This window comes from Pseudomonas kulmbachensis, from assembly GCF_963681935.1.
Classification (GTDB): domain Bacteria; phylum Pseudomonadota; class Gammaproteobacteria; order Pseudomonadales; family Pseudomonadaceae; genus Aquipseudomonas; species Aquipseudomonas kulmbachensis.
In genome coordinates this window covers 599,119-615,525 of the sequence record NZ_OY817088.1, presented here as the reverse complement: position 1 = coordinate 615,525, position 16,407 = coordinate 599,119, and the positions used below count along the sequence as shown (strand labels likewise).

The 16,407-nt window shown below is 57.4% G+C and carries 15 protein-coding genes; 9 read left to right on the top strand and 6 right to left on the bottom strand.

Annotation, left to right across the window (positions count from 1 at the left end):
• The first annotated feature begins 82 nt into the window (after positions 1-82).
• From U5A05_RS03000 to trxA, 3 genes are read left to right on the top strand one after another with little or no spacing between them, the layout of a single operon-like run.
• A complete protein-coding gene (locus U5A05_RS03000) occupies positions 83-532 on the top strand; it encodes a hypothetical protein (protein ID WP_261740757.1) in 450 nt (149 codons plus the stop codon).
• Positions 529-1,218 carry a class I SAM-dependent methyltransferase gene (locus U5A05_RS02995; RefSeq protein ID WP_321835605.1) on the top strand — a complete coding sequence of 230 codons (690 nt, stop codon included), beginning with the start codon at positions 529-531 and terminating at the stop codon, positions 1,216-1,218. The genes U5A05_RS03000 and U5A05_RS02995 overlap by 4 nt, the downstream gene beginning before the upstream one ends.
• A 31-nt stretch (positions 1,219-1,249) precedes the next feature.
• Positions 1,250-2,125 (top strand): thioredoxin, encoded by an 876-nt coding sequence (trxA, locus tag U5A05_RS02990; RefSeq protein ID WP_321835603.1) that lies wholly within the window; start codon positions 1,250-1,252, stop codon positions 2,123-2,125.
• Positions 2,126-2,298: 173 nt separating this feature from the next.
• On the opposite strand, the gene U5A05_RS02985 is transcribed toward trxA, so the two are convergent.
• The gene (locus U5A05_RS02985) at positions 2,299-2,646 is read right to left on the bottom strand and encodes a hypothetical protein (RefSeq protein ID WP_321835601.1); all 348 of its coding nucleotides are present in this window, start codon (positions 2,644-2,646) and stop codon (positions 2,299-2,301) included.
• A gap of 135 nt (positions 2,647-2,781) precedes the next feature.
• Between U5A05_RS02985 and U5A05_RS02980 the strand changes: the two genes are divergently transcribed.
• The 5 genes from U5A05_RS02980 to U5A05_RS02960 all read left to right on the top strand — a co-directional run bounded on the left by U5A05_RS02980 (position 2,782) and on the right by U5A05_RS02960 (position 6,984).
• Positions 2,782-3,339, top strand: a complete 558-nt coding sequence (locus U5A05_RS02980; RefSeq protein WP_261740753.1) for a DUF2796 domain-containing protein — start codon at positions 2,782-2,784, stop codon at positions 3,337-3,339.
• A gap of 114 nt (positions 3,340-3,453) precedes the next feature.
• Entirely contained in the window at positions 3,454-4,164 is a 711-nt protein-coding gene (locus tag U5A05_RS02975; RefSeq protein WP_261740752.1) for an ABC transporter ATP-binding protein, read from the top strand.
• Between the two features lies 1 nt (position 4,165).
• Positions 4,166-5,431, top strand: coding sequence for an ABC transporter permease (locus U5A05_RS02970; RefSeq protein WP_261740751.1), 1,266 nt, complete (start codon positions 4,166-4,168; stop codon positions 5,429-5,431).
• Between the two features lie 25 nt (positions 5,432-5,456).
• The gene (locus tag U5A05_RS02965) at positions 5,457-5,966 is read left to right on the top strand and encodes a DUF3299 domain-containing protein (RefSeq protein WP_395247180.1); all 510 of its coding nucleotides are present in this window, start codon (positions 5,457-5,459) and stop codon (positions 5,964-5,966) included.
• 319 nt (positions 5,967-6,285) lie between these two features.
• Entirely contained in the window at positions 6,286-6,984 is a 699-nt protein-coding gene (locus tag U5A05_RS02960) for an OmpW/AlkL family protein (protein ID WP_261740749.1), read from the top strand.
• A gap of 57 nt (positions 6,985-7,041) precedes the next feature.
• Here U5A05_RS02960 and U5A05_RS02955 read toward each other — a convergent pair whose 3' ends face one another.
• The 5 genes from U5A05_RS02955 to U5A05_RS02935 all read right to left on the bottom strand — a co-directional run bounded on the left by U5A05_RS02955 (position 7,042) and on the right by U5A05_RS02935 (position 13,235).
• A complete protein-coding gene (locus U5A05_RS02955) occupies positions 7,042-7,971 on the bottom strand; it encodes an NAD-dependent epimerase/dehydratase family protein (RefSeq protein WP_321835594.1) in 930 nt (309 codons plus the stop codon).
• Positions 7,964-8,848: a sugar nucleotide-binding protein gene (locus tag U5A05_RS02950; RefSeq protein ID WP_321835592.1), complete on the bottom strand. Its 885-nt coding sequence runs from the start codon at positions 8,846-8,848 to the stop codon at positions 7,964-7,966. Before U5A05_RS02950 ends, U5A05_RS02955 begins: the two co-directional genes overlap by 8 nt.
• 143 nt (positions 8,849-8,991) lie before the next feature.
• Positions 8,992-11,106, bottom strand: a complete 2,115-nt coding sequence (locus U5A05_RS02945) for a mechanosensitive ion channel family protein (protein WP_321835590.1) — start codon at positions 11,104-11,106, stop codon at positions 8,992-8,994.
• Positions 11,107-11,312: 206 nt separating this feature from the next.
• On the bottom strand, positions 11,313-11,834 hold the full coding sequence (locus U5A05_RS02940) for a single-stranded DNA-binding protein (RefSeq protein WP_321835588.1): 522 nt from the start codon (positions 11,832-11,834) through the stop codon (positions 11,313-11,315).
• A gap of 9 nt (positions 11,835-11,843) precedes the next feature.
• Positions 11,844-13,235 carry an MFS transporter gene (locus U5A05_RS02935; protein WP_261740744.1) on the bottom strand — a complete coding sequence of 464 codons (1,392 nt, stop codon included), beginning with the start codon at positions 13,233-13,235 and terminating at the stop codon, positions 11,844-11,846.
• A gap of 197 nt (positions 13,236-13,432) precedes the next feature.
• Here U5A05_RS02935 and uvrA point away from each other — a divergent pair, with 197 nt between their 5' ends.
• The gene (uvrA, locus tag U5A05_RS02930; RefSeq protein ID WP_261740743.1) at positions 13,433-16,267 is read left to right on the top strand and encodes an excinuclease ABC subunit UvrA; all 2,835 of its coding nucleotides are present in this window, start codon (positions 13,433-13,435) and stop codon (positions 16,265-16,267) included.
• The last annotated feature ends 140 nt before the right edge of the window (positions 16,268-16,407 follow it).

Here is a 16,407-nt window from a genome sequence, read left to right as displayed (position 1 = left end):
GCCATAGGCTTTACGGTATACAGACGGGCTACTATGTTTTACACAATCTGATACACCGACTGACCTGCCGCTGGAGCCGTGTATGCCGCTACGAACGCTTGTTTTGCTGTGCCTCGCCAGTTTGCTGGTCGCTTGTAGCAGTGAGCCGCCAAAATCGGCACAGACTCAAGTGCTGACGCAGCCAAAAACCGACGCCCCCGCTGACCTGGGCCCACTACCGGCTTATCAGCGTGAGCTGAGCGGCGTACTGACGGGCGTTCCGGCAGGCGCCGAAGTCGAGCTGGCGATGTTGATCATCGACGAGCGCGGACGCCCTCAGGGGCTGATGGCCAGCAGCAAGATTGCCGGTAATGATCAGGCGCTGCCGTTCAAGCTGCGCTTCAATCCCGAGGCATTCCCACAGGGTATGCGGGTCGAACTGCGCGGCCGAGCCAGTCAGTCCGGGCAATTGATCCTGCACCTGCCTTCGCGAATTATCAGCCAGCCCACTACGCAGGCGATGGGTACTCTGGCTTTCGTCAAAGCGCCATGAATACACCGCTAGACCTGCAGCAGTCGTTAAGCGAGTTGTTGGGCGATGCGCAACTGGTCGTCACCGACCTGCCTGATACAACGCTCAAGCTTTGGTTGATCGATGCGCACAATATGGATCGCGCCTTCACCCCCGACGAAACCCGCCGCATTCTCTACGAGCCACCCTACTGGGCTTTTTGCTGGGCCAGCGGTCTGGCGTTGGCGCGGTTTCTGGCCGAGCAGCCACAGTGGGTCAAAGGCAAGCGCGTGCTGGACTTCGGTGCCGGCTCCGGTGTGGCGGCGATTGCCGCTGCCAAGGCCGGGGCACTGGAAGTACTGGCCTGCGATCTTGATCCGCTGGCGTTGGCGGCGTGCCGGGCGAATGCGCAACTCAATGATGTGCAGCTCGGCTATTCCAGCGACTTCTTTGCCGAGGCAGACCGCTTCGATCTGATCCTGGTGGCAGACGTACTTTACGACCGCGAAAACTTGCCGCTGCTGGATCAATTTCTCAGCCGTGGCCAACAGGCGCTAGTCGCAGACTCCCGTGTGCGCGACTTCAAACATCCGCTGTATCAGCAACTGGCAATGCTCAAGGCCCTGACTTTGCCCGACCTGGCCGAACCCCACGAGTTTCGCAACGTCAGCCTGTATCACGCACAGCGCGAGCCAAGCGCTTTCAGCCGCCAGGCCCAGCCTTTATAGTTGCCCTCATTTACCTGCTTCGAGACACATAATGAATCAGCCTACGCCTTCTTACAGCTTCGACGTGACCTCCGCTGACTTCGACAGACTGGTGGTCCAGGCCTCTTTCGATCAGCCCGTGCTGGTGGATTTCTGGGCCGAGTGGTGCGCACCGTGCAAGGTGATGCTGCCGATCCTGGAACAACTCGCCGAGGACTATCAGGGCGAGTTGCTGCTGGCCAAAGTCAATTGCGATGTCGAGCAGGACATTGTTGGCCGCATCGGGATTCAAACCTTGCCCACCGTAGTGCTGTTCAAGGACGGCAAGGTTGTTGACGGCTTCCAGGAAGCACAGCCTGAATCGGCGATTCGCGCCATGCTCGCGCCCCATGTCGTCATGCCCGAGGCCGTGGTTGAAGACCCGCTGGTGCAAGCGCAGGCACTATTTGCCGAAAGCCGGTTTGCCGATGCCGAAGCGCTGCTCAAAAGCATCCTGACCGAAGACAACAGCAACGCCAAGGCACTGATTCTGTATGGGCGCTGCTTGGCCGAGCGCGGTGAGTTGACCGAAGCACAAGCGGTGCTGGATGCGGTCAAAAGCGACGAGCACAAAGCCGAGCTGGCTGGCGCCAAGGCGCAACTGACATTTTTACGTCAGGCGGCGGACTTGCCGGATGTAGCCGATTTGAAAACCCGCGTGGCGCAAAACCCGCAGGACGACGAAGCGGCCTATCAACTGGCCATTCAGCAGTTGGCGCGCCAGCAATATGAAGGGGCTCTGGATGGGTTGCTGAAGCTGTTTACCCGCAACCGCAGCTATAACGAAGGCATCACCCACAAAACATTGCTGCAAGTGTTCGACCTGTTGGGCAACGACCACCCGCTGGTCACGACCTACCGCCGCAAGCTGTTTGCTGCGTTGTACTAAACCCGGATACATATCCGTAGCAGCTGCCGAAGGAACGAGGCTGCGTCCGGCGGCGAAGCCGTCGCAAACCCGGCAAACGCGATGTACCTGAAACACCTGGGCTGAATGGCTTTACGACTGCTGCGCAGCCGGACGTAGCCTCGCGTTGCTCGTCAACTGCTACAGGAAAGTTGCTACGACCCTTCAACCCAGCTGTAAACCGGTGAGTCGGCCCCGCTGACCACCTTGACCTCAGCACAATGACGCAGGCGCACCAACAGGCGCTTGCCTGCGCCCGTGCTGCCGGTCAACGCTTCAAGCTGCCCCAACAGTTCAGGCCCGGTCATCTGCCCGGCCTTGCGCAGCATGTCTTTGGTCGTTTCCCACACGGCATCGTCCTGACTCACCGATTTAACAGGCGGCTGGCTGATTGGCGCGGCGCCGACAGGCAACTGCGCGCCCAGCTTCGCCCAATCACTCTCATCCAGCTCTACCGTCAAATCCACCGGCCAGTCGCCGATCATTCCGCGAATACGCACCATCACCCTGCTCCTCACTTTTTCTTCGCCGCATGCTCCCACGCGTCTTGCGTAACGCCAAGCACACGCGCAAACTCTTCCACCACTTGTTATAAGATCACATAACAAAATATTCATATCTTTTGCTGGAGTCATGCCATGCGCCGTTTGCTTCTTGCTTTGCCGTTTGCCTTGTTGCCGCTGGCGATGGCCCATGCCGCCGACGATCACGACCATGAACACGACAGCCTGCCACCCCATGAGCATGGCGTGGGCAGCTTGAATGTCGCGCTGGACGGCCAGACGCTGGAGCTGGACCTCGACGGTCCGTCGATGAACCTGGTGGGTTTCGAACACCTGGCCACTACTGACGCCGACAAGGCCAAGGTCGATTCGGCGCGCAAGCAACTGGAAGACCCGCTGGTGCTGTTCAGCATTCCCAAGGCAGCTGGTTGCACCGCCGATGAACAAGAGCTCAAGAGCCCACTGTTCGAACCTGCACCGGAAGAAAGCGCGGCCAAAGGCGAACATCACCATAGTGATATCGAAGCCCATTACGCTTTTACCTGCAGCACACCACACGCGTTGAAAACGTTGGACCTGACTCAGTTCTTCAAAACTTTCCCGGGCACTCATAAATTCAAGGTACAACTGATTGGCCCAAGTGGTCAGCAAGCCGTGGAAGTGACAGCGAAAGCACCCACGCTGAAGTTTTAACCGAAAATATCCATTTGTTGCCGCTGCCGTAGCCCTTCACTTAGGGGCTGCGATGCAGACCATCGCAGCCTGCGGCAGCGGCTACATAAGCAATAACCTCATTTCAGGCGACCCATGACCCAAGCACTTATTGAACTGAGCGACCTGAGCTTCAGCTGGCCGGGCCATCCCGTACTGCTGGATATTCCGGCGTTTCGCCTGGAGCCCGGTGAAACCCTGTTCCTGAAAGGCCCCAGTGGCAGTGGCAAAACTACCTTGCTGGGCCTTTTGGGCGGGGTGCAAAAAGCCAACCGGGGCACCATCCGCCTGCTGGGCCAGGAACTGGGCGAGCTCGGCTCCGGTGCCCGCGACCGCTTTCGGGTGGATCACACGGGGTATATCTTCCAGCAATTCAATTTGCTGCCATTTTTATCGGTGCGCGAGAACGTGGAGCTGCCTTGTCACTTCTCCAAACTGCGCGCCAGCCGCGCCGTGCAACGGCACGGCAGTGTGGATAACGCAGCCCAGACCCTGCTGGCGCATTTGGGCCTCAAAGACCCTGCACTACTGGAGCGTCGCGCTGACTCGTTATCCATCGGCCAACAGCAGCGTGTGGCCGCAGCTCGCGCTCTGATTGGCCAGCCGGAATTGGTGATTGCCGACGAGCCGACCTCCGCCCTGGATGCCGACGCCCGCGAAGCCTTTATTCAATTACTGTTCGCCGAGTGCCGTGAGGCAGGCGCCAGCTTGCTGTTTGTCAGCCACGATCAAAGCCTGGCCCCCCTGTTCGACCGCAACCTGTCGTTGTCTGAACTCAATCGCGCCGCCGCATCGGCAGAGGTCTGAGATGTATCTGTTTCGTCTAGCTCTGGCCAGTCTGGCCAACCGGCGCTTTACCGCACTGCTGACCGCCTTCGCCATCGCCCTGTCCGTGTGCCTGCTGCTGGCGGTCGAACGGGTGCGCACCGAGGCCCGCGCCAGCTTTGCCAGCACCATCAGCGGCACCGACTTGATCGTCGGCGCACGTTCGGGCTCGGTCAACCTGCTGCTGTATTCGGTGTTTCGCATCGGCAATGCCACCAACAATATTCGCTGGGACAGCTTTGAGCACTTCGCCAACAATCCAAAGGTGAAGTGGGCAATCCCCATGTCCCTGGGCGACTCGCACCGTGGTTATCGGGTGATGGGCACCAGCGAGGCGTACTTTGAGCACTATCAGTACGGCCACAAGCAAAACCTGCAACTGGCCAGCGGCCGTCCGTTTGCAACCGACCCATTTGAAGTTGTGCTCGGGGCCGAAGTGGCTCAAGCACTGCATTACAAACTGGGCGACAAGCTGGTGCTGGCCCACGGCGTGGCAGCAATCAGCCTGGTCAAACATGACGACAAGCCGTTTACCGTAGTCGGCATTCTCAAGCGTACCGGCACCCCGGTGGACCGCACGCTGCATATCAGCCTGGGCGGCATGGAAGCCATTCACATCGACTGGCATAACGGCGTGCCCGCCCATGGCGCCGGGCGTATCAGCGCTGATCAGGCGCGCAATATGGACCTCACGCCACAAGCCATCACTGCGTTCATGCTGGGCCTGAACAGCAAGATTTCGACCTTTGCCATGCAACGAGAGATCAATGAATTTCGCGGTGAGCCGATGATGGCGATTTTGCCGGGTGTGGCCCTGCAAGAACTTTGGAGCTTGATGAGCACCGCTGAAAAAGCGCTGTTTGTCGTTTCTCTATTTGTTGTGCTGACCGGTTTGATCGGCATGCTTACTGCGATTTTGACCAGTTTGAACGAACGTCGACGTGAGATGGCGATCCTGCGTTCAGTGGGTGCCCGGCCCTGGCATATCGCGACCCTGTTGATTTTCGAAGCACTGGCGCTGGCATTGGCCGGGGTAATCGCGGGGGTTGGCTTGCTCTATGTGTGTATCGCCGTGGCCCAAGGTTATGTGCAATCCAACTACGGGCTGTATTTACCGCTGGCATGGCCAAGTGAATATGAATGGACGCTGCTCGGCGGTATTCTGGCAGCCGCCCTGTTGATGGGCTGCGTGCCCGCATGGCGCGCCTACCGACAATCGCTGGCCGATGGTCTGTCCATTCGTTTATGAGCTTATGTTTATGAAAAGGTCTGCAATGTCCCGCGTGCTGCTGGCGCTGTTACTGCTGGTTGCTACACCGTTGTGGGCGGCCGAGCCGAAAGAGCTGACCTGGTCGGAAATGATCCCGCCGGATGCACCGCCCGAAGCCCCGGACATGACGCCGCTGCACGACCTGTCACAGATGGGCAGCATGGAGGCCGCCCCGGCGGCGAAACAGGACTTGCCCAATGCACCGGTGGTCCCGGCACTCGACGGCCAACTGATTCGCCTGCCTGGGTATATCGTGCCCCTTGAAGTCAGCGAAGACGGCCGCACCACGGACTTTTTGCTGGTGCCGTACTTCGGCGCGTGCATCCACGTGCCACCCCCCCCTTCAAACCAGATCGTGCATGTGACCAGCAAGGAAGGGGTCAAACTCGACGAGCTGTACCAGCCGTACTGGATCGTTGGTGCGCTGCAGGTCAAAGCCAGCACCAGCGAGCTGGCGGATGCGGGTTATCAGATGGATGCACAAAAGATCGTGGTGTACGAATTGCCGGAGTAAAACGCCAATTTTCTGTAGCCGCTGTCGAGGCACGAGGCTGCGCAGCAGTCGAATAGTCATTCAACCCGGTGGCTCAGTCAGATCGCAATTGCCGGGTTTGCGAGCGCTTCGCACTCGAACGCAGCCTCGTGCCTCGGCAGCGGCTACAAGGGTTGCCCCCCGCTAGACCCGCAACACATAGCTCCAGGATTCATTTAAGCCTCATGCAATTAACGAATTTTTCACAACTTCACGCTTTCATTGAGCTGGGTCAACTGAACAGGCATACGCGCTCATTACCATTGGTTATATAAATTTTAAATATCCCAATGGAGCTCCCATGCACAAGTCTTTGCTCAGCGCAGCCGCCCTTGCGCTCGCCGTCGTCGCCCCCCTTGCCCAGGCACACACTGAAGGCGACATCATCCTGCGTGCCGGTGCCATCACGGTAAACCCGAAAGCCGACAGCTCCAGTGTCAAGGTTGATCAGGGCCCATTGGCGGGCACTGATTTGGGTGGCAAGGCGACCATGAGCAGCGACACGCAACTGGGTCTCAACTTTGCTTACATGATCACCGACCATGTGGGTATTGAACTGTTGGCCGCCACACCGTTTGAGCATGACGTCAAACTCAAGGGCACTGGGCTGGCTGCGGCCAACGGCAAACTGGGTAGCCTCAAGCACTTGCCGCCAACCCTGAGCGTTGTTTACTACCCGCTGGATTCCAAGTCAGTGTTCCAGCCTTACGTCGGTGCCGGTATCAACTACACCTGGATCTATGACGAGCACGTTGGCAGCAGCGCCAGCGCTGAAGGCTTCGACAACTTCAAGGCGAAAAACTCGTGGGGCATGGCGTGGCAGCTGGGTGCTGACTACATGTTGACCGACAACATCATGATCAACGCCCAAGCGCGCTATATCGACATCGATACCCGCGCCACAGTGGAAAACAACGCCGTAGCTCCTGGCACTCGCGCCAAGGTCAACGTTGACGTGGACCCATGGGTTTACATGGTTGGCTTGGGCTATAAGTTTTAAGTAGCGGTAAGTAAAAAGGCGCCTTTGAAAGGCGCCTTTTTTGTGGGCGAGTGCTGCCTAACGGCCGAGCAAACGCGCCAGCCCGACGCTCATTGATGTGGTTTCACCCAATGTGAAACGTTGCAACAGACGGCTGTTGTCGGCACGCGAGTGACGGATATCACCCGAACGCGCCGGGGCATAGCTGATCGGCGGCAGATCACCGACAACTTCACTCAGGGCTTCAAGCATTTGCTTGAGGGTGGTGGCCTTGTTCAAGCCCACGTTGACCGCGCCCTCTTCAACCTGCTGGGCCTCAATGGCCTGCACCAGAATCCTGACCACATCGCCCACATAGACGAAATCACGGGTTTGTTCGCCATCGCCGAATATGGTGATGGGCAGACCTTGCTCTACGCGCTCACTGAAAATACTGATTACGCCCGAGTAAGGCGAGGACGGGTCCTGGCGTGGGCCGAAGATATTGAAAAAGCGGAAGATCACCGGTTCCAGACCGTGCTGACGTCGATAGAAATCCAGGTAGTACTCGCTGGACAACTTGTCGACCGCATAAGGCGTCAACGGCGCTTTGGGCGTGTCTTCGACAATCGACTCACCTTCACCATTGTTGCCGTAGACCGCAGCACTGGACGCGAAGACAACCCGCTTGATACCCGTTTCACGCATGGCTTCGCACACGTTCAGGGTGCCGACAAAGTTGCTCTGATGAGTTCGCACCGGGTCGTCCACCGACGCTTGTACCGAAGCGACCGCAGCCAGATGAACCACCGCGCTGCAACCGGCCATTAGCCTGGAAACCAGCGCAGCATCCGCTACATCACCTTCGATCAACTCGACCTTGGGGTTGTCCAATGGCAGATTACTGCGCTTGCCAGCCGACAAATCATCGAGGATTCGTACGGCATATCCTTTGGCCAGCAGCGCCTCTACCAGATTGGAACCAATGAAACCGGCGCCACCGGTGATAAAAACGGGCGCATTAACCATGACGATAAAACCTGTCCAGTAAAGCCGGGAGTGCCGCACGCCAAGCGCGGGGCTTGATCCCGAAAGTGTGAAGAATTTTTTTGCACGCCAGTACCGCATGCTGGGGCTCTTCTGCCGCATCCGGCCGCGCTGCGTGCGCTTGTGGCGTAGGGGCTTCGATTGCCAGCGTGTGCAGGTTGCGCGCTTCGGCCAGAATCGCCTGCCCCAGCGCCAGCGGCGTTGTCGCTTCATGCCCGGCGTAGTGGTAAGTGCCCCAGAGCGGCGCGGCACAATCAAGCTGCTTGAGCACCGAAATAATGACCCGTGCGGCGTCGTCTACCGGTGTCGGGTTACCCCGTCGGTCATCGGCCATCAACAACTCGCCGGGCTTTTCGGCCTCGGCCAAAAATCGCCCGAGGGTGCCTTCGGGGCTGTCATCGAGCAACCAGCCAAAACGCAGCAGCACGTGCTGAGGGCAGATGGCCCGCACACTTTGCTCAATACGCCACAGCGCCTGGCCACGCAACCCAAGTGGGACAGGCTCGTCCTTTTCGCTGTAGGCAGTTGCTCGCGAGCCATCGAAAACTCGGTAGCTGGAAGGTTGCAGCAACGTGATGTTGTGATGTTGGCACAACTCGGCCAAACGCTCGACAGCGCGCTCTTGGCCAGCAAGACGGACCTCGCTTACCGACTGCGCCTGAAACCAGTCGAAGTAGTACGCAAGGTTGATGACAGCATCCGGGCGAGTGTCATCGAGCAGTTGCGTGAGGCTCGCGGCGTCCCAACCGTCTTGCGGTGGACGTGGGGCAAGGAAATTAATGTCTTCCTCGGCACCCAGACGAATCAGCGCCTGCCCGAGGGCATTTCCGCCGCCCAATAACATAAGGCGCATTCGCATAAAGTATGCAGGCTCAGTCTATTCAGAACGGTGATGTATACCAGAAAACCAACCGTGAAAGCTGCTGGCCATGATCAAGATACCCGTATTTTGCGGGTTTATGCCCCTCTCGTCACTGACAAACTGCCCATATTCAAAGGCTTTCACTGCGAAGTCGGCGGGATGTCTGTCAATAACACAGTAGACCGTTGCGCCGAAGAGTCCGCTTGCGACGGCTGTTCGGGCTCGCGCACGGGCATCAGAAACCCCTGTGGATAATGTTGCGCAAAATGGACTTCCGGTGACTTATCCACAAGCTTTTTAAGCCGGTCGTTGAACGCTCGACTAATGCTATTTTGTGCCCCGGACAGGGTTCGGAACTGCGCAGTGATCGTTACCCCGTCGAGGTTCATGCTGTCGACACCAAAAATTGTCAGCGTGCCCTGCAGGCTAAGGCTCAACATAGGGTCATCACTGATCTGAGCCCCCGCCTCGCGGATCAGATCAGTAGCCTTATCCATGTCAGTGTCGTAGGTGAACTGCACTGAAAAAAACGCGTAGGCAAACTGCCGTGAATGGTTGATCACCGCCTTGATCTGACCAAAAGGCACCGAGTGAACAAAGCCGCGCGAGTCCCGCAAACGCAAAGTGCGGATAGTCAGCCCCTCTACCGTACCCGCATGGGCCGAGTCGATTACCACCCAGTCGCCGACCGAGATCGTGTCTTCAATAATGATAAACAGCCCGGTAATCACGTCTTGTACCAACTGCTGAGAACCAAAGCCGATGGCCAGACCGATAACCCCGGCACCGGCCAGGAAAGGCGCGACGTTGACCCCCAGATTGGCCATGGTGGTAATGGTACAAATCACTACCAGCATCACCTTGATCGCATTGCGCGCCAGCGGCAGGATGGTCTTGATCCGCGTACTGGGTTCGTGAGTGCCACGTCGGTTGGCCGTGGGTTCCAACGCTTGTTGAATGGCCGTGTCGAGTACTACCCAAGCCAGCCAGGTCACCAGAAAAATCAGCAGGATATGCCCCAGCGAATCACTGATGACCTTGCCAGTGCTGCTGTCTGAGGCAAAGGCCAACAACGAAAAACCCCAGATATTCGCCAACAGTTCGATAAAGGTCACGGCGAGGGCAATACGCAGCAGTGCGTAAACCACGGTTATAAAACGCTCTTTATAGGCTCCGGTGCTTTGAAATTTCGTAAGAAATGAATGATGCAGAACCGTGCTCAGAAAGACCGTTCCTATCAGCAATCCGGACGTCAGCAACGCATTACGCAATGCGCGCTCACTACCCTCGCCCACGCCCAACAAGTTGAGCGCCGTAGCCAGCAACATCAGCAGCAGGGGCCAATACCAAAGCACCGAAAAAATGCGCAACGACTCTTGCAAGGCAGGCTGCCCAAGCCGTTGTGCCAAGGCACGATTGCGGATCAGGTGAGCTACCGGACGGCGTAGCCGGACTGCCAAAAATGCAAAGATCGCACACGCCACCAAGCCTGAAAAAACCGAGAGACAACTGGCGATGTTGCCACCGATTTGCAGAGTGATCTGCGGGCTATTCATGGCATCACTCAAGGCTGCCAAAAAGCCGATCAGGAACAGTGGGCGCCTGGCGTAACCGCGAATAATCTGCACGGCATGCCGTTTGTGGCCCACATCAAACATCGAACTCAGCGACAGCACCAGCGCCGCGCAGAACACCCCGCCGCTGCTGGCATACGACAGGCTCAGCGCCAATGAGCGACCCAGGGTGTCGTGAAGATAACGACTGACATACAGCGTCAATAATAACGTCACTAACGCCGGCAATAGATAAGGCACCCCATAACCGATGAGCGCCTGCACCCGAGGCCGGGTGTTTATCTGACGGCTTTGGCTCAGGTAACGCACCAGCAAGCGGCCTGCCAGCATTAAACCGACGAACGCTCCCAGCCAAACCAGCGACAACAGGAGGAAATCACTCACTCCGGTCCAGGAGGGATGAGTCGAGGCCTGCACGACAAGTTCCCCGACCTCATCGACAGCCCGCTTGGCGCGCAGGCCCCAGGTACCCAACTGCTGCACGCTCGAATCAAGCTGACTCTGTACCTCATCCATACCGGTGCCCAAGGCGCCGAGCAAACCGCCATCGACCAAAACCGGCGGCTTACCGTTGGGCTCTTCGGCCTTCATGATGGAGGCCAGCGTGGGGGCGGCCTGGAGGATGCCATTTCCTGATAACAACAGGATGAGAAACAACAGCGGTGTTTTAAATTTGAACAAACCCAAGAATCCTTCTGGACATGTCATGCGAGCTGATCGAAACGAACCGAGCCATTCGATTGGCCACTCAATGCGCATATTCCCGGTAGAGCGTAGTCAATCCACGGATCAACCCTGTCGTGCGTGCAAAAAAAACAATAAAAAAAAACCCCTGACTTGCTTTACACAAGTCAGGGGTTCTTGGGGTGCTAACCGCTTTTTACGGCTTAGAACGGAATATCGTCATCGAAGCTGTCGAAATCCGGAGCAGGTTGTGGTGCCTGCTGTTGTGGCGCTGGACGCGACTGCTGCTGCTGCGGCGCTGGGCGTTGAGCCTGCTGACGCGGAGCGGACTGCTGTTGCTGGTAGTTGTTACCACCACCCTGGTTTTGCTGATCGCCCTGAGGACGGCCGCCCAGCAGCTGCATGGTGCCTTGCATGTCGACCACGATTTCGGTGGTGTAACGCTTGATACCGTCTTTTTCCCACTCACGGGTTTGCAGCTTGCCTTCGATGTAAACCTGGGAACCCTTGCGCAGGTATTCGCCAGCGATCTCGGCAACTTTGCCGAACATCGATACACGGTGCCATTCAGTCTTTTCGACTTTTTGGCCGGTTTGCTTGTCAGTCCATTGTTCGCTGGTTGCCAGACTCAGGTTGGTCACGGCATTACCGTTAGGCAAGTAGCGAACTTCGGGATCCTGGCCGCATGTGCCGACCAATATAACTTTGTTAACCCCACGGGCCATAACGTTCTCCTAGGCTTCGCACGTCGGCGCTGGGTTAACCAACTGCTCGAGTGTCGCGCGATCCAATAGTTCGGTGTCCAATTTGATATAAATCGCAGACTCTTCAGCCACGATCACTGCATCTGTAACGCCATTAACTGCCTTTAAACGCTCAGCCAGACCTGCTTCGCGCAGCGCCTCGGGCGATAACGGCAGACGCAGGCTTGTTACATATGGTGGTTCACGCATGGTAACAGCAAAGGCTAGCCAGAGTGCAGCCAGACCTGCGCATCCAAGGAACACAACCGACAGACCGCCATGCTGGAACAACCAGCCGCCCAGTATGCCGCCCAGTGCCGAACCGAGGAATTGGCTGGTGGAGTAAACCCCCATCGCCGTACCTTTGCCGCCTGCGGGTGAGACTTTGCTGATCAACGAAGGTAATGATGCTTCCAACAGGTTGAACGCGGTAAAAAACACTACGGTGCCAATCACCAATGCCCGCAAGCTATCGCCGAACTTCCAGAAGAATAGCTCAGTGAGCATCAACGTAACGACGGCGCCGAGTAAAACTCGTTTCATTTTGCGTTTCTTTTCACCGTAGATAATGAACGGGATCATCGCGAAAAATGAAATCAGCAACGCTGTCAGGTATACCCACCAATGCTGTTCCTTGGGCAGACCGGCTTTTTCGACCAGCGCCAGCGGCAAGGCGATAAAGCTCGACATCAACATGGCGTGTAACACAAAAATGCCAAGATCCAGACGCAACAGGTCGGGGTGACGCAAGGTTGGTAGCAAGGCCTGCTTCGCCACACCGGACTCACGATGCTGCAAGGTACCGGTAGAACGCGGCACCATGAACATCACGATCACAATCCCGCACAGCGCCATTGCCCCCGTCGCCAGAAACAGCCCGGACAACCCAAAGGCACGGGTCAGCAACGGCCCCACGACCATGGCTACGGCAAATGACAAACCGATGGTCATGCCGATCATGGCCATTGCCTTGGTGCGATGTTGTTCACGGGTCAGGTCTGATAGCAATGCCATAACGGCTGCAGAAATAGCACCTGCGCCTTGCAGGACGCGTCCGGCAATTACGCCCCAGATCGAATCGGAATTGGCTGCCAGCACACTGCCCAGGGCGAAGACGATCAACCCCAGATAAATGACCGGGCGCCGTCCAATACGATCAGAAATCATACCAAACGGGATCTGAAAAATGGCTTGGGTCAGGCCATAAGCGCCAATTGCCAAACCGATCAGGGCAGGCGTCGCACCGGCGAGGTCCATCCCATAGGTTGCCAGGACCGGCAACACCATAAACATGCCCAGCATACGGAAGGCGAACACAAGGGCCAGACCGCTTGCTGCTCGGGTCTCGCCGCTGCTCATGCGTTCGCTGTGGGGATCGTGCATGGAAAAACCTCATGTGAACCGGCGGCGATTCTATCAGTCCCATCGAGTAACAGCACATACACGAGAGTGCCGCGACGCTTTGTCACGCAAAAGTTATAAAGGCTGCTTGAATGACATCGTGCCATCAAGGCCTGCACACCTTTCGCACAGATCCGTATACTCATTCGTTTACGTTATGCCCGCCAAGCGAGGCCGCAGTGGACAAGATCCTGATACGTGGGGCACGAACCCACAACCTGAAGAACATCGACCTGACCCTGCCAAGGGACAAACTGATCGTCATCACCGGACTGTCTGGCTCCGGCAAATCATCCCTGGCGTTTGACACTTTGTATGCCGAAGGCCAGCGGCGCTATGTCGAATCGCTGTCAGCCTATGCCCGGCAGTTTTTGTCGATGATGGAAAAGCCTGACGTCGATACCATCGAAGGTCTGTCGCCAGCGATTTCTATCGAACAGAAATCGACTTCGCACAACCCGCGCTCCACTGTCGGCACCATCACCGAAATTTACGATTACCTGCGCCTGTTATATGCCCGCGTGGGTATCCCTCGTTGCCCGGATCACGACATCCCTCTGGAAGCCCAGACGGTCAGCCAAATGGTCGATCTGGTGCTGGCGCAGCCTGAGGGCAGCAAGCTGATGTTGCTGGCGCCGGTAATTCGCGAGCGCAAGGGTGAACACCTTTCCGTATTTGAAGAGCTGCGCGCTCAGGGCTTTGTTCGAGCCCGCGTAAACGGCAAGCTCTGTGAACTTGATGAGTTACCTAAACTCGACAAACAAAAGAAGCACACCATTGATGTGGTGGTCGACCGCTTTAAAGTGCGCGCGGACTTGCAGCAGCGTTTGGCTGAGTCGTTCGAGACTGCACTGAAGCTGGCTGACGGCATTGCCCTGGTCGCGCCAATGGACGACGAGCCGGGCGAAGAGCTGATCTTCTCCGCGCGCTTCGCCTGCCCGATCTGCGGCCACGCGATCAGTGAGCTGGAACCCAAGCTGTTTTCCTTCAACAACCCGGCAGGCGCATGTCCGACCTGTGACGGCCTTGGGGTCAAGCAGTTCTTCGATATCAAACGTCTGGTCAATGGCGAACTGACGCTGGCCGAAGGCGCCATACGTGGCTGGGACCGGCGCAACGTCTATTACTTCCAGATGCTCGGAGCGCTGGCCAAGCATTACGACTTCAGCCTTGAAGTCCCGTTCAACGAGCTGGCGGCCGAGAAGCAAAAAGTCATTCTGTATGGCAGCGGCACGCAAAATGTTGATTTCCGTTATCTGAATGATCGCGGCGACATTGTTAAACGCGCGCATCCGTTTGAAGGCATCGTGCCGAACCTTGAGCGCCGCTATCGCGAAACCGAATCGGCTACCGTGCGCGAAGAACTGGCCAAGTTCCTGAGTACTCAGTCTTGCCCCGATTGCCGTGGCACACGCCTGCGCCGTGAGGCACGTCATGTTTGGGTTGGCGAAAAAACCCTGCCGGCCGTCACCAATATGCCTATTGGCGATGCGACTGAGTACTTCAGCACGCTGAGCCTAACCGGGCGTCGTGGTGAAATCGCCGACAAGATCCTCAAGGAAATTCGCGAGCGCCTGCAGTTCCTGGTGAATGTGGGGCTGGACTATCTGTCGCTGGATCGGAGTGCCGATACGCTGTCGGGCGGCGAAGCTCAGCGTATTCGTTTGGCCAGCCAGATCGGCGCGGGCCTGGTCGGGGTGCTATATATCCTCGACGAGCCCTCTATCGGCTTGCATCAACGTGATAACGATCGTTTGCTGGGCACCCTCAAGCATCTGCGCGATATCGGTAACACGGTGATTGTGGTGGAGCATGACGAGGACGCGATTCGGCTGGCCGACTATGTGGTTGATATTGGCCCGGGCGCGGGTGTGCATGGCGGTCATATCGTTGCACAAGGCACCCCGGCTGAAGTCATGGCTCACCCCGACTCATTGACCGGTAAATACCTGTCGGGCCGGGTGAAGATCGCCGTGCCCGCCAAGCGCACGCCCCGCAACAAAAAGCTGACGCTGTCGCTCAAGGGCGCCCGCGGCAACAACTTGCGCAATGTGGACCTGGAAATTCCGATTGGCCTGTTGACCTGCGTGACCGGGGTTTCGGGTTCGGGCAAGTCGACCCTGATCAACAACACCCTCTACCCGCTCAGCGCCACGGCACTCAATGGCGCAACCACACTGGAAGCGGCTGCTCACGACAGCATCAAGGGGCTTGAGCATCTGGACAAGGTCGTCGATATCGACCAAAGCCCGATTGGCCGTACGCCGCGCTCCAACCCTGCAACTTACACCGGGCTGTTTACACCGATCCGCGAGTTATTCTCGGGCGTACCGGAATCACGCTCGCGGGGCTACGGCCCTGGCCGTTTCTCCTTCAACGTGAAGGGCGGACGCTGCGAGGCCTGTCAGGGCGATGGCTTGATCAAGGTAGAAATGCACTTTCTGCCAGACATCTACGTGCCTTGCGATGTGTGCAAGAGCAAGCGCTATAACCGCGAAACCCTTGAGATCAAATACAAGGGCAAGAACATCCACGAAGTGCTGGAAATGACCATCGAAGAAGCGCGAGTGTTCTTCGATGCCGTCCCTGCACTGGCGCGTAAGCTGCAAACGTTGATGGATGTAGGTCTGTCGTACATCAAGCTGGGTCAGTCCGCCACGACGCTGTCAGGCGGTGAGGCGCAACGGGTGAAATTGTCCCGCGAGCTGTCCAAGCGCGATACCGGCAAGACACTGTATATCCTCGACGAGCCGACAACAGGTTTGCACTTTGCCGATATTCAGCAATTGCTGGATGTGCTGCATCGACTGCGTGATCACGGCAATACCGTCGTAGTGATCGAACACAACCTGGACGTTATCAAGACTGCCGACTGGTTAGTGGATCTCGGTCCGGAAGGCGGCTCCAAGGGTGGGCAGATTATTGCTACCGGCACACCTGAGGATGTAGCCGAAATGAAGCAATCACATACCGGCTTCTATCTGAAACCGCTATTGATTCGCGACAGGGATTAAATCGAGGTATGAAAAAGCCCCTGTCATCGTGAGATGGCAGGGGCTTTTTGCTCAGCACAAATCAAGCTCTTGTGGGAGCTGGCTTGCCTGCGATGGCAGCGGCGCGGTAAATCAGACAGAACGCGTTGCCTCTATCGCGG